Below are 13,371 nucleotides of genomic sequence, written 5' to 3'. Positions count from 1 at the left end.
AGCGGGGCGGTCCATGCCGGACCCGCCCCGCTTTGTCGACAAACGTCAGTGCAACCGGAGATTTCGCAGCAGGTCGTACACCCCGGCGATCCACAGCAGCAGCGGAATCACCGCGGCGATCGCGGCACCGTCGGTCAATTCCAGAATCCGCTTGGTCACCGGAGACACCCGACGCACCCCGTCGGTGGCGCCCACCGCGATCAGCGCGACGAGTCCCAGTGCGGTGAAGGCCACCAGCACCAGCCAGGCGCTACCCGGGTTCCACAGGCACATCCGCACCATCACGCCCGTGGGCACCGCGATCGCCGCGGCCAGCAGCGACCAGGAGCACCAGCGCTCGGCGTACAGCCGGGACCGGAAACCACAGATCACGGCCACCAGCCCGGCGACGATCATGCTGTGCACGAAGAAGTGGCCTTGCACCACAACCGCAATCGCACCGACCGACAGCACCAGCGCACCGGCCGACAGGAACCCGATCAGCAACTGCCGGGTCAGCAAACTGCGCTCCTGCAGCCGTGCAGCGGATTCCGGCACCGAGGCGATGATCGCCTTCCAGGTCGGCGACTGCTCGTCGATCTCGTCCGGCGTGACAACCGGGTCGAGCAGCTCGTCGTTGGACACCGATTCACCCGGCGCCGGGATCGGCGGCAGTGCGATACGGGCCACGGCCACAGTGAGTTTCGCGGCGTTGGTGACCACGATCAGACCGAACGCGATGGCCCCGGCAGGCACCCAGGCCCCAGCGTCGTAGCCAAAGGCAATCGCCGCGCCGGTGATGGCGATCGCCACGATCGCCATGAACGACGCGGCATCTGCTCGCCGACGCGGGCCACCACGGGTCGCCAACGTCAGCAACAGCACCACCGCGCCGGCACCGGCCAGCTGCGGCGCCCCGAGAGAATCCGCGTCATAGGGCAACGGGACCGCCAACGCGGCGGCACCGGCCAACACGATCGTCGCGGCCACCAGCAGGCTCTCGGACAGATCGAGGTTCTCGTACCGACTCTGGGCGGCAAAGCTGCTGCCCAGCAGACCGAGGCCGAACAGCCCCAGTGCCAATGCCCACCACCAGCCCTGGCCGGCGCCGCTCCAGGACACCAGCGACATCACCGTGATGACGGTGGCCACCACCGGGATGGCCACGCCGACAAAGCGATTCAGGGCGGTGCGGTCGAACACCGGTGACTCGTCGAGCACCGCGATGGCGTCGATGACGTCCTCGACCAGGGGCCGGTACCGCTCGGTGCGGCTGACCGAGACCAACGTCAGCAGGGATCCGTCCACGACGCCGGCGTCATCCAGGGATTCGTCGGCCTTCAGCGGCGGGGCGCCCGGCCGCGCGAACGCCCACATGCCCTGCTCGGAGAAGTCGAAGCCGGCGAGGGTGTCCTTCGGAGTGTCCTCGAGCAGCTCGCCCAGCACATTCACGGTCTCGTCGATGTAGGTCTCGATCGGCGCACTGGCCGGCAACACCAGGTCGGTCATCCTCTTACCGGTGAGGATGGTGACCCGGGTGGTCGACGGCCGGCTGGACGAGGAGCTCGACGTGTCAGCGGTGGCGGCGGTGGCGGTCAACGGCGTTCAAGCCTGTCGAAATCGTCGGACAGGGCCGCGGCCAACTCTGTGATGCGGCGCTGGTAGGTATCGCTGAGCAGGTCGAGCTGAATCTCGGTACCGGCGGCGACGTGCTTGTCCCAGGGCAGCACGATGACCCGGCCCGGCGGCACGTGCCGCTCGAACTGCTGCACCAGATCCTCGACGTCCACGTTGGGCTTGCCCGGTGTCACATGGTTGATCACGACGCAGGACCGGCCGAGCAGATCTTGATAGCCGTTCTGACGCATCCAGTCCATGGTGATGGCGGCCTGTCGAGCCCCGTCGATCGAGGCGCTGGCCACGATGACCATTCCGGACACGCTGGAAAGCACACCGCGGGAAGCTTTCTGGAACAACCCGGCGCCGCAGTCGGCCAGCACGAGGTTGTAGTACCGCGACACCACGGCGGTGGCACGCTTCCAGTCCTCGTCGTTGAACTCACGCTGCGCGCCGCTGTAATCCTCGGACGACAGCACCTCGAGGTTGGACCCGTTCATGCTCGTGTAGGCACGAATGTCGTTGTAGCGCGACAGTTCCTGGTCGGCCAGCAGATCGGAAATGGTCGCCGCCGACTGACGCCCGGCGCGGTCGGCCAGGTTGCCGCCGTCGGGATCGGCGTCGATCGCCAGGATGCGGTCACCGCGGATCTTGGCCATCGCCGAACCGAGCGCAACGGTGACCGCGGTCTTTCCGACGCCGCCCTTCAGCCCGAAGACACCGATCTGATACGAGTCACGGGCATTGCGCCGAATCCGGCTGTGCAGTTCGAGTTCGTAGATCTCATCGGGCGACAGACCGAGGTTGATCCGGGTCGTGAGATACAGCCAGTGCCGCCAGCCACGCTGCGAGGGCATCTTCACCCCGGTCTTGACGCCGACGTGCGAGAGCGCGTCGATGGCGCGGTGGTTGCCCATCGAGGCCGCGGAGGTGGGGCCGGGTGCGGCCGGGGCGGGGATCGCCTGCCCCGCCCGCCAGGCACCGCTGACCTCGGGATCGATGTCAGCGAACTGCGACGGCGCCGGGCCGGGTGCCGGGCGCGGGGCCGGGCCGGGCATGGTGCGCGGCTGCTCGTGGCGGGCGCCCGGGCCGGTCTGCTGTTGCGGGGCCCGAAGCATGGAGTTCTGTGGCCACTGCGGCGCGCTCGCGGGCGGCTGCGGCATCGGCGCCGGCATCTCCGGTGCGGCTTCCGCATGCCGCGGTTGCGCGGCGGCCTGGGTCTGGGTGGGGCCCGCGGGAGCGACCGGCACATCCGTGGAACTGGTTTCCCCGACCGGGACCGGCGACGGTGGTGCGGCCGCGGCAGCCTTCAGGATGGCATCTCTGTCCACGATGGCGGTGGCATCGTCGACCGGTTTACCCGGTTCCGACGAGTGGAAGAGCCGGTCATAGTCGGCCGACATGGGGACCCCTCAGATAGTCAAAAACAGATGATTAGATCTTTACACCCAAGCACAAGTGGTGGGCGGGTTCGGCCTATCAATCGACAGACCGGGTACCCGCCCACCAAATGCATGCGTGTTGCTGCCTATTGTCAGGCAAACATTCCCGTGACGCCGGCCTCGGTCTGGGACATGGTCTGCCCCGCCTCGCTGATCGTCTGGGCCAGGTTCTGCAGCGCCTGGTTCAGCTCGTTGGAGGTGTTGTCCCAACGGGTCTGAACGGCCTGGTAGGCCTCCGAACCCGAGCCACCCCACGCCGAGGCGAGCGAGGCCAGCGAGCCCTTGCCCTCATCCAGCAACCCGGCGGTGGTGCCGACAGCACCCTGGATCTCAGACGATCCACCTTCGATACCGGCGAAATTCCAAACCTGTTCTGACATATTTTGTCTCCGTTCTTGAGTTCAGCTGGGTCAGATGTTCATCGACGAGGCCAGGTTGCCGGCCATGTCGTCGTCGGTGCTGGTGTACTGGGTGCCCGAGGTGTGGATGTTGTTCGAGATGTCGTTCAACTCCTGGATCTGCTTCGCAGCAGCCTCGTGGAACCGTGCCAGCGCCGACTGAGCGGCGGTACCGGCCTGGCCGACCATCTGAGCAGCCAGCGAGCTGCCGGTCGACTCGACCTGAGCGATGACGCTCTTGAGCTCACCGGAGATGCGCTCGAAGTTAGCTGCCTCCTTGGCGAGGACGGCGGCATCTGTATTCATCTGTGCCATGTTGGATTCCCCTTTTTTTCCTTTGTCCTCACCAATAAAAACTTGGCGAGTCCTCCGGCCGGGCGGCCGGAAAGTCTGTGTGGTGGACGACTACCAGTCGTCGTCCCCGTCTTCCGATAGGTCGTACGTGAGTGCTGTCGGCGCCACCAATCCGTCCTTGGTGCCACCGCTCTTCTTGTCGTTCTTGCCGGCGCCCATCATCGGTGCGCCTCCGCCGCCACCACCGACCGGCGCCACCGGGCCTGCGCCGCCAGAAGCCGCACCGGCTGCGGCGGCCGGCTTGGCCTCCCCGCTGATGCCCAGCATCGAAGTCAGCAGCGCCGTGCGGGGTGGCGACCCCAGCGCACCCGGCAGCGAGGCCGCGCGCACCAGACCGGCACCCGAACTCGGGCCTGTACCCCCGGCCAGCGGATGGTTCGAGAACGGCGACGCCCCGATCAACCCCATCTGCATCCCGGGCTGACTGCCGCCCATGCTGCCGAACTGGCTGACCAACTGCGTCACCTGCTGCAGCGGCTGTGTCACCGTCTGCATCGGGCTCTGCAGCATCTGCGGGATCTGCGACGCCAACTGACCGGCCTGCTGCCCGATCTGTGTGACCATCTGCATGCCCTGCTGCAGCGGGTTCTTGCCCTGCTTGTCGGGATCCTGCTCCTGCCGGCCCGCGTTCTCGGCCTTGCCCGCCGCCCCGACCCCACGCTGCTCGGCATGGTTGACCTGGGCCGCGAGGTTGCCCGAGGTCAAGGCCACCGACTCGATCGTCGCCTTGGCGCTGACCCCCTCGATCACCGCGTTGCGCAGCATGCCCTGGGCGGTCCGCGGCGCCGTCGACGCCAGTGCCGCCGCCGCCGTCGTCTCCCCGATCCCGGGCAACACGATCGGCGTCATCGGCATGATCGGCTCGAACAGCAGGTTCATCGTGGTTTCGGCGTGGTACGCCTCCATCACGGTCGCCGCCAGCACCCACATCCGCACGTAGTCCATCTCGTTGAGTCCGATCGGCATCGCGTTGATGCCGAGGAAGTTGGTGGCTTCCAGGACGCCGTGAGTGATGTGGTTCTGCTCGATCTCGGGAATCTGCGGGGTCGCCGCCATGGCCGTCGAGTACGACGTGGCCTGGGCGCCGGCCTGCAGCGCCCGCTTCTGTGCCTGCATCGCCATCGTGCGCAGCCACACGATCATCGGCATCGTGGCGGAAACGGCCCGCTCACTGGCCGTACCGCTCCACACCGACGTGAGGGCGTTGAGCGCGGCGGCCAGCTCGTCGGCCTGAGTCTCCAGCAGGATGGCCAAAGCTTCCCAGCCGCTTGCAGCCTGAAGCATGGGCGCCGGTCCGGCGCCCAGCATCAACCGACCCGTGTTGACCTCGGGGGGAAACCCTCCCCAGGTCGGTATTACGACCGGTGGAATCGCCATGGCTGGATGACCCTATTCTGACGAATTTGCCTGCGACCTGCTACAGCGTGGTTGCCTGGGCGGCGTCGACGGTGTTGTAGATGCCCGCGATCTCCTGGAACGCCGCCCCCGCCCGGGTCAGCTCCTCCTGAGCGAAGGAGTTCGCCGCAAGCGCCTCGACGCCCTCGCTGGCGAAGGCCATGGCGGCCAGTGCCGAGACCTCGTCAACGCCGGCCGGGGCGAGCGCAGTGACGGCTGCGGCAGCGGTGGTGCCACCGGCCAGACCACGGGCCGCGTTCGCGATCACCTGTGCTGCAACGCCTTCGGCGCCTGGGTTGTGCATCAACGGTTGCATTTGCCTGCTCCCCTGTTTCGATTTCAAATGCCCGGGGACAAGCACCCAAAAGCGACGTGGCAGAAAGTTTGCCAAGTCGTCAAGGAACCTGTCCCCCGATCCCTTTGCTGACGGGCCGCCGCCAGCGTTGCTGAGTGCGTTGGTTAAATACTAACTGCCCTACTGGGGTGCTGCGAACACTTCTTCGTCCGGTGGATCGACGTAGGCCGCCTGGATGACTTCCTTGCCGTCCGGGCTGACCATAAACGCCTGGCCAGGCGGCCTTTTCTTGACGATGATCTCCCGCGACGGGAAATCGTTCTTCTCACCGGACAGGAACAAAGTCGGCGAACCGGCGCCGTAGGCGGCACCCACGAACTTGTCCATGGTGGCCCGGTGCGCCAGGCTCATCTGGCACGTCACGACGATGTGCAGGCCGATGTCGGCCGCTGCCGGCAGCAGCGGGCCCAACGGCGCCATCGGCGACATCATCCCCGCCGCTGCGGTGATCATGTGCCAGTCGTCGACCAGCAGCACGATGTCCGGCCCACTCCACCAGGACCTCGACCGCAGCTGCGCGGTGGTGAGATCCGGCGGCGGCAACCGCTTCTTGAGGTTGACCGCCAGGGCCTTGATCGACTCCTCCAGCGACGCACTGTTGCGGTTGATCGCACCCGCGGCCAGCAGATGCGTGTCAGGCACCGCGTCGAGCAGGCCCGACCGGTAGTCGGCCAGCATGAACCTGACCTGGTCGGGACTGTTGCGACTGCAAATCGCCTTGGCCACCGCGTGGGCGATGGTGGTCTTGCCCGACTTCGGGGCACCGAAGATCAACAGGTGCGGCGTCATGCTCATCTGGTTGTAGGCCACCGTGAGATCGGACTCCCGCACCCCCAGCGGCACCTGCCAACGCGTCCGGTAGTCCGCATCGGGTCCCGGCGGGTTCGGATCGAGCTGATGCAGGTAAATCCGCTCGGGCAGCACCCGCACCTGCGGTGCCTGATCGGTATGGCGGGCGGCGATCTCCCGCACGCCGGCCGAGATGGCCTCGACGATGTTCGCCGCGCTGTGCACACCGTCCAACCGCGGCACGCCGATCATCAGGTGGTGCTTCTCCAGCGACACCGCCCGGCCCGGACGGTTCGCCGGGATGTCCCGGGTGATCCGGTCGATCTGGGTCTCATTCACATCGCCCAGCCGGAACTCGATCTTCGTGCCCAGGTAGTCACGCACACGCGACTTCAGCTCGGTCCAGCGCGGAGTGGAGATGATGACGTGCACGCCGTACGCCAGACCCTGGCCGGCCAGGTCCTGAACGGCGGCCTCCAGGTCCGGGAACTCCGCGACGAACGCCGGCCAACCGTCGATCACCAGGAACACGTCGCCGAACGGGTCTTGGGCGGCGGGATTGTTCGGATCCTCACGCATCTCGCGATAGGCCGAGATCGACCCGACGCGATACTGCTTGAACACCTGCTCACGGGCCCTCAACACGGCCTTCACCTCGGCCACCACCCGGTTGACCCGATCCGGCTCGGCACGGGTGGCCACCCCGCCCACGTGGGGCAGGTCCTCCATGTACATCAAGCCACCACCACCGAGGTCGATGCAGTAGAACTGCACCTGACGCGGCGTGTGGGTGGCGGCCGCCGAGAGCATCAGGGTCTGCAGGAACGTCGACTTGCCGGTCTGCGGCGCACCACCGATCGCGATGTTGCCGCCGGCCGCCGAGACGTCCACACCCCAGATGTCCTGCCGGTGCCGGCGGGGCTCGTCCATGATCCCCAGCGCAAACCGCAGCGGCTTGCGCTGGTAGTCCCGATCGACCAGTTCGTTGACCGGGGTCGGATCGGTCAGCGGCGGCAGCCACATCTTGTAGGCGCGGCTCTCGCCAGTGCCCAATTGCTCGAGCACCACCTCGCGCAGCACCCTGGGTTCAGCGTTCGTCGCCATCTCAGTTCACCGCCGTATCGAAAATCGGAGTGGTGGTGAACTGGTGGATCCGCACCCGGGCCTGCCGTCTCGCCCGCGGCTTGGCTTCACCGTCGCTCGACTCCTCAACCTCGGGCACGTAGTTGGCACCGGTGTAGAGGGTGCTGAACTTCACCGGGTCTTCCATGCCCACCCGCAGGAACCCGACACCACTCTCCTTGTTGGTGATGTACTGCGCCTCCGGTGTCCCGATCACCGCCTTGGACTCGGCAGAGCTGGTGGTACGCAACGCAATTCGGTAGGTGAGGTTCGGCTCGAGCTTGTCGATCCGGACGCCACCGGTGTTCAGCGACTGGGTGGCCAGCAGCAGGTGCACACGCAGCGACCGGCCGACGCGGCAGATGCGGTCGAACAGCTGGATGAAGTCGGGGTGGTTCTGCAGGAGTTCGGCGAACTCGTCGACCACCACGAACAGGGTCGGCAACGGCGGCAGATCGGCACCGCGCTCGCGGTGCTTCTCGTACTCGGCGACGCCGGACAGCGCACCCGCGGCGCCCACCTGCATACCGGCCTGGCGCAGGATCTGCTGGCGCCGGTCGAGTTCACCGGTGAGCACCTCACCCATACGGCCGACGAGCTCGGCCTCCTCTTCCATGTTGGTGACGACGGCTGCGGTGTGCGGCAGCTTCTCCATACCCAGGAAGGTCGAACCGCCCTTGAAGTCAGTGAGCAGCAGGTTGATCTGGTCGGGGTGGTGGGTGGCCACCAACGACAGGATCAGGGTCCGCAGGAACTCCGACTTACCCGAGCCGGTGGTACCGATGAGCATGCCGTGCGGGCCGGCACCGAACTCGGCACCCTCCTTGATGTCCAGCGTCATCACCTCGCCGGACTTGAGCTCGTGTCCGAACGGGATCTTGAGCCGGTCCCGGTCGGTGTCGGTGAACATCCGCCAACGCGCCGGGGTGACCTCCTCCACGGTCTTGGCGCCCACCAGGTGGTGCCATTCCTTGGAGACCTTCTTCTGCACCCGGACGTTCTTGTCGATGATCGTGCCGGTGATCGACCAGCCGGCCAGCTTGCGGGCGATCCGGCCGGCCTGCGCCGGGGTCATCCGGTCGACCACCCGGGTCACCTCGCGGTAGTTCTGGTTGGGCAGCTTGTCATCGGCGGTGTGGTCGGCGTCGACGCGCAGCCGGTAGGCCGACCCGCGGTGGTTGCCCAGCGTGAGCACCGTGACCCCGGCGCGTCCGTCGACCGGGAAGCCGGCCTTGCCACCGGTGAGGTCGACCACGATCACGTACGGCCCACCGGGGGCCGCGTCGGCACTGTGCGGGCCGCGCGCGGTCAGATCGCTCAAGCCGTCGGGACGGGTGTACACCAGCCGGGTGGGGCCGGCCGCGTCGGTGTCGGTCTGGTGCTGCACGTGCGGCAGCCACTTCAGCCACGACCACTTCGGATCCTCCGGGTTGTCGGTGAGCACCCGGATCTGCAGCAGGTCTGGCGGATGGAACACCGCCAGATGGCAGACCATCGCCGTCAGCAGGCCCGCGGCCCCGTCGGGGTCGCCGCCCACGGCGATGGTCGGAAAAGTGCGCAGCTGAACGAGTTTCGGACAATCGTGGATCAGGCCGTGGGTGCGCAGGAACTTCGTCACCCACATGTGGCTGACCGGTTCGAGGTGCGGCTGCGGCGCCCCTTGCGGACCGGCCAACTCACCGCTGGTGTTCGGCTTGAGCAACCGGTCCACCGCGATCTCGGCACCGATCCCGATCCGGGCGGCGGCGTAGAAGTCCGAGTTCGCCTGACGCGACCACTGCCGGTGGGTACCGATGATCGACAGCAGATCGTCGGGATGCGGTGCGTGGTAACCGAAGAACGCCACCTGCGCCGACGCCGAAGCGGTCACCCGGTTGCGCAGCCCGGCCAGGTACCGCAGGTATTCCTTGCGGTCGGCGTTGATCTCGGGGACCTTCTTGCCGCCGGCGCCGCCACCGGACATGAAACCGACGGTGCCCATGATCATCATCAGCGGCATCATCAGCATGTACGGCGAGAGCTGACGCACGCCGGTGAAGATCATGATCGAGATCATGCCCAGCATGCAGCCGCCCATCACCCAGGGCATGGCCTTCTGCATGCCCGAGGGCGGGATCTCGACGCCGAGGTCATCCGGTGGGGCGACGTTGATCTCGCCCGGGGTGAGCCGCGGCCCCCGCTTGATCGTCGGGGTGAATTTCTTGGTCGTCATGAGCCCTGCTCACTTTCGACTTTGCGGGGTTTGGGATCGGCGGGCAGCGTGTCGTGCTCGAGCAACGCGGCATCCTTCGACAACACCGGGCCTTCCATCAGCAGCCCGACGACCTGCCAGGGCGCGTTCACCGCACCGGACAGGCCCAGATTGCCGGCGGCATCGTCATTGGCGACGCCGTAGCGCACGCCCTGCGGATCGATGTAGTACAGGCTCTCGCCGACCCGGGGATCCGGCGATTGCAGCCGGACGAACTGACCGCCCTCGATGTACACCGTTGCGTCACCGCCGATCTGGTCGATCCCGGTGCCGACGGCCGACGACGGGATCGGCAGTCGCCGCCCGGCGATCACGGTGGTCTTCGGTGACTGGTCGCCGGGTTCGCGCTGCCAGGCCCAGCACAGCACCGGCGCGTCCTGGCGCAGCAGCACCTCGAGCGCGGTGTCCGGCAGCGGCGACACGTAGACCTGCTCGGTGATCTTCGATACCACGCTGGCCTCCACCGACGGCGGCTTCAGCAGACCGTAGGAGTTGGTGGCGCGCAACGCCGCGGCAGTGGTGTCGTTCACCCTCGCCACCCCGTCGGGCAGCACCACATAGTGCTGCGGATCCGATTCGGTGGCGGTCTGGAACACCGAGCCGATCACCAGATTGTCCGGCAGCCCAACGGTATTCGGCGCACCGGCGGCCGGGATTGCCGGCAGCTGCCACGGGCCGCGGTTCGGCAGGGCGTTGAACAGGCCTTCCGAAACCGGTGTCGCCTTGGCGGTGACCGGGATGCCCACCGCTGAGCTCACCGCCCGGTCGGACAGATCGATGCTGTGCCTGCCGTCGGCGGTGACGAGCCAGTTGCCGCCTTCGAAAGACACCAGCATGCCTTGGTTGTCCCGCAACGGGCCGACCGCGATGTCGGTGGCCAGCGACCGGATCAGCACCGAGGTTTCCACCTTCGGCGCGGAGCTGTCCGGCTTGGCCACGGTGTCGCACAGGGTCCAGCGTGAGGCGGGGGTCCCCGTCGGGGTGGCGTACGGCGCACCGGGGATGCCGATGGGCTGCCCCTTGGGCAACCGGTTGAGCTCCTCGGACTTCACCGCCGACGGGGTGCCGGAGTTCCCCAGGGCCAGCCGGGCCGACGTCAGGTTGTACACCGGGCGCAACATATTGCTCCCGGGCAGCATCACGTAGAGCTGATTGGTCGTGCGGTCCACCAGCAACTGGTCACTGCCCTGCTTGCCCAGCGGCTTGAAATAGGCCATCAAGGCGGCGCCCAGGCAGATCAACACCGAGACAACGATTCCGGCGAACACCGCGCGGCTGTAGAACTGCAACGGGTCGTCGAACATCCGGGTGTCGCGACGCACGATCGCATGCTCGACGCGGCGCAGCAGGAAACGCCAGCCGCTGACCTGGACCTTGGTGGTGAGACGGAAGCCTGCCATCGCTATTCGCCGATGTTCAGGCGGCCGTGGACCGCCGCGATCGCCGCCGTCATGTCTTCGCCGTTGACCTCGCTGAGCTGCTCGACACCCAGGCTCTCGAAGTCGAGCGACCGGGCCAACCGCATGTCGCGGTTCTGCTCGCCGGCCTCCACCAGCTGCCGGGCGTACCGGCCGTTGCCGGCGATGTCCAGCGCCGGCTTACCGTTGAGGCTGCGCTGGCTGAGCAGCGTGGCCGCCTCGTGCACCCGCTTGGCCGCATCCTCGTCGAGCTGTGAATCATTGGCCTTGGCAATCACTTTGGCGATCTCGACGATGTCGTCAGGCAGATATGAGTCGAACTCGATTCGGGTCGAGAATCGGGACCGCAGACCGTCGTTGGTCTCCAACAGCCGGTCGATGTCGTTGCCGTAACCGGCGATGATCACCACCAGCCGGTCGCGGTCGTTCTCCATCCGGGCCAGCAGGGTGTCCAGCGCCTCGGTACCGAACGGATCGGCGCGGCCGTCGCGCTCCTGCACCAGGGTGTAGGCCTCGTCGATGAACAGCACCCCACCGAGCGCGCGGTCGATCGTCCGCGCGGTCTTGACCGCGGACTGCCCCTCGTATTCGGCGACGAAGTCTTTACGCGACGTTTCGACCAGCTTGGGCTCGGCGATCACGCCCAGGCCGGCCAAGATGTTGGCCACCACGCGCGCGATCGTCGTCTTACCGGTACCGGGAGGTCCGGTGAAGATCATGTGCTTGGAGGTCTGCGCCACCTTCATCCCGCGGGCAGCCCGGATCCGGGCCATCTGGGTGGCCGCGCGGTAGGCCTCGATCTGCTCCTTGACGCGTCCCAGGCCGATCTGCCGGTCGAGTTCGGCCTGCGCCTCGGCCAAGAGCTTGTCGCGGGCCGAAGTGTCGGCCTGCACGCTGGACGGATCCCACGGGTCCGTGCGCGCGGCGATCTTCTCAGCGGTGGTGGTCTGCAGCCGGTACGCCGGATCACGCAGCGCCGCAGTAACTTTGGGCTCCGGGAAGTTGGCCTGCAGCCATTCCAGCAGCACCTGGGCGGAGTCCTCGTTGCCCTGGTAGCGCCGAGCCATCGCCAGGTACCAGGCGATCGCCGGGGCGCAGGCCTGCCCGGCCGGAGTGTCGTTGGCCTCGGTGAGCCGGCGGTCGGCCTCGGTGAACAACCCGAGGTTGGCCGCGGCCACCCCGTGGGCCACGCCGGCGGCCGCGGCCAGGAACTTGTCCGGCCACCGGTCGGCGCCGCGCACCTGCTCGATCACGTCGGTCCAGCGTTCGGCCGCCCCGTAGATCACCGCCTTGATCCAGGCGACCAGGTGCTCGGACCCACCGGCCGGAGCGTCCTCGAGCGCCTCCATCGCATCGGCGTAGTTGCCCTCGGAGGCCTCCTGGACGGCGAAACCCAGGGTGATGGCCAACGGCGAGTTGATCGGGTAGGAGATGTCGCGCCCGTAGATCCCACCGATCGGAATGCGGGCCCCGACACCGTTCATCGAGATCTCGGCCGCACCGGCCAACTGCCCGAAGTTCGACCGGGAATACCAGGCACGGAACAGCGTCACCCGGTCGGTATCGCCACAGCGGATGCGGCCCACCCAGGCATCACACGCCGTTTCGTCGTAGTTGGTGATGTCGGTGAACATTTCGAGCGCACGCGCCGGGGAGCTGCTCAGCATCCCGACTGCGGTGCCGAACATCCCAGCGAGGTGGTCAACCATGTTCGCCTCCATAACGGGTCGAGAAGACCTGGGCCCGAGCATCGTCGGCTTGCTCCGGGGTGGGCAGATTCAGGTCACGGGTCAGAAAGTCGCGGGTCGCCGCGTCGTCGTGCCCATGCTCGCGCATCCCCGCGAGCATGAACGAGTACTGGGCGGACTTGGCCTGTTGAGCGGCCAGGTCCGCGATCACCAGGATCTCGTCGGCGAGATCGCGCTCCGTCAGATTGACGACGTTGGGCGCCAGCTCGATCCGGTGCACCCGCCCGTCCATGAAGGCCGTCACAGTGACGGTCTCGGGCGGATTGGTGACGGTGAACATCGGCGCTGCATGATCCTCGTCCTCATCCTCGCTGCCGGCCGTCCACTCTCCGCCCGGGTCGGACGCCTCGTCGGCGACGATGTCCTCGTACGTTCCGAGCGCATCGAGAGCCGACGCGTTCGCATCGTCGTCGGCATCGGAGAAATCCAGCGCCGACAGGTCATCGTAGTCGTCATCGTCGTCCGGATAATGTGGCGGAAAGTCACCCACCGTGGCGGCCTCT

The 13,371-nt window shown here is 67.1% G+C and carries 11 protein-coding genes; all 11 read right to left on the bottom strand.

What is annotated here, in order from left to right:
• Nucleotides 1-45: 45 nt before the first annotated feature.
• The gene (gene eccD / locus FR943_RS00205; protein ID WP_217154317.1) at nt 46-1,578 is read right to left on the bottom strand and encodes a type VII secretion integral membrane protein EccD; all 1,533 of its coding nucleotides are present in this window, start codon (nt 1,576-1,578) and stop codon (nt 46-48) included.
• Complete coding sequence (locus FR943_RS00200; RefSeq protein ID WP_217154316.1) at nt 1,575-2,999, bottom strand: MinD/ParA family ATP-binding protein; 1,425 nt, start codon at nt 2,997-2,999, stop codon at nt 1,575-1,577. The genes eccD and FR943_RS00200 overlap by 4 nt, the downstream gene beginning before the upstream one ends.
• A 131-nt stretch (nt 3,000-3,130) precedes the next feature.
• The gene (locus FR943_RS00195) at nt 3,131-3,418 is read right to left on the bottom strand and encodes a WXG100 family type VII secretion target (RefSeq protein ID WP_217154315.1); all 288 of its coding nucleotides are present in this window, start codon (nt 3,416-3,418) and stop codon (nt 3,131-3,133) included.
• Between the two features lie 30 nt (nt 3,419-3,448).
• Nucleotides 3,449-3,751 (bottom strand): WXG100 family type VII secretion target, encoded by a 303-nt coding sequence (locus FR943_RS00190; RefSeq protein ID WP_217154314.1) that lies wholly within the window; start codon nt 3,749-3,751, stop codon nt 3,449-3,451.
• Between the two features lie 90 nt (nt 3,752-3,841).
• Entirely contained in the window at nt 3,842-5,167 is a 1,326-nt protein-coding gene (locus FR943_RS00185) for a PPE family protein (protein ID WP_217154313.1), read from the bottom strand.
• A gap of 40 nt (nt 5,168-5,207) precedes the next feature.
• Nucleotides 5,208-5,501, bottom strand: a complete 294-nt coding sequence (locus FR943_RS00180) for a PE domain-containing protein (protein ID WP_217154312.1) — start codon at nt 5,499-5,501, stop codon at nt 5,208-5,210.
• Between the two features lie 159 nt (nt 5,502-5,660).
• Nucleotides 5,661-7,433, bottom strand: coding sequence for a type VII secretion protein EccCb (gene eccCb / locus FR943_RS00175; RefSeq protein WP_217154311.1), 1,773 nt, complete (start codon nt 7,431-7,433; stop codon nt 5,661-5,663).
• 1 nt (nt 7,434) lies between these two features.
• Nucleotides 7,435-9,663 (bottom strand): type VII secretion protein EccCa, encoded by a 2,229-nt coding sequence (gene eccCa, locus FR943_RS00170; protein ID WP_217154310.1) that lies wholly within the window; start codon nt 9,661-9,663, stop codon nt 7,435-7,437.
• Nucleotides 9,660-11,102, bottom strand: a complete 1,443-nt coding sequence (gene eccB / locus FR943_RS00165; RefSeq protein WP_217154309.1) for a type VII secretion protein EccB — start codon at nt 11,100-11,102, stop codon at nt 9,660-9,662. Before eccB ends, eccCa begins: the two co-directional genes overlap by 4 nt.
• 2 nt (nt 11,103-11,104) lie before the next feature.
• Entirely contained in the window at nt 11,105-12,829 is a 1,725-nt protein-coding gene (gene eccA / locus FR943_RS00160; RefSeq protein ID WP_217154308.1) for a type VII secretion AAA-ATPase EccA, read from the bottom strand.
• Nucleotides 12,822-13,358 carry a YbaB/EbfC family DNA-binding protein gene (locus tag FR943_RS00155; RefSeq protein WP_217154307.1) on the bottom strand — a complete coding sequence of 179 codons (537 nt, stop codon included), beginning with the start codon at nt 13,356-13,358 and terminating at the stop codon, nt 12,822-12,824. The genes eccA and FR943_RS00155 overlap by 8 nt, the downstream gene beginning before the upstream one ends.
• Between the last annotated feature and the right edge of the window lie 13 nt (nt 13,359-13,371).

The organism is [Mycobacterium] fortunisiensis (genome assembly GCF_019050325.1).
Taxonomy (GTDB): domain Bacteria; phylum Actinomycetota; class Actinomycetes; order Mycobacteriales; family Mycobacteriaceae; genus Mycobacterium; species Mycobacterium fortunisiensis.
This window is presented reverse-complemented; position numbering and strand designations above follow the sequence as displayed.

Coding starts and splice junctions, on each gene's coding strand:
- FR943_RS00195 (WP_217154315.1), bottom strand. CDS start 3,418: ATGTCAGAACAGGTTTGGAATTTCGCCGGTATCGAAGGTGGATCGTCT.
- FR943_RS00200 (WP_217154316.1), bottom strand. CDS start 2,999: ATGTCGGCCGACTATGACCGGCTCTTCCACTCGTCGGAACCGGGTAAA.
- eccB (WP_217154309.1), bottom strand. CDS start 11,102: ATGGCAGGCTTCCGTCTCACCACCAAGGTCCAGGTCAGCGGCTGGCGT.
- eccCa (WP_217154310.1), bottom strand. CDS start 9,663: ATGACGACCAAGAAATTCACCCCGACGATCAAGCGGGGGCCGCGGCTC.
- eccA (WP_217154308.1), bottom strand. CDS start 12,829: ATGGTTGACCACCTCGCTGGGATGTTCGGCACCGCAGTCGGGATGCTG.
- FR943_RS00190 (WP_217154314.1), bottom strand. CDS start 3,751: ATGGCACAGATGAATACAGATGCCGCCGTCCTCGCCAAGGAGGCAGCT.
- FR943_RS00185 (WP_217154313.1), bottom strand. CDS start 5,167: ATGGCGATTCCACCGGTCGTAATACCGACCTGGGGAGGGTTTCCCCCC.
- eccCb (WP_217154311.1), bottom strand. CDS start 7,433: ATGGCGACGAACGCTGAACCCAGGGTGCTGCGCGAGGTGGTGCTCGAG.
- FR943_RS00180 (WP_217154312.1), bottom strand. CDS start 5,501: ATGCAACCGTTGATGCACAACCCAGGCGCCGAAGGCGTTGCAGCACAG.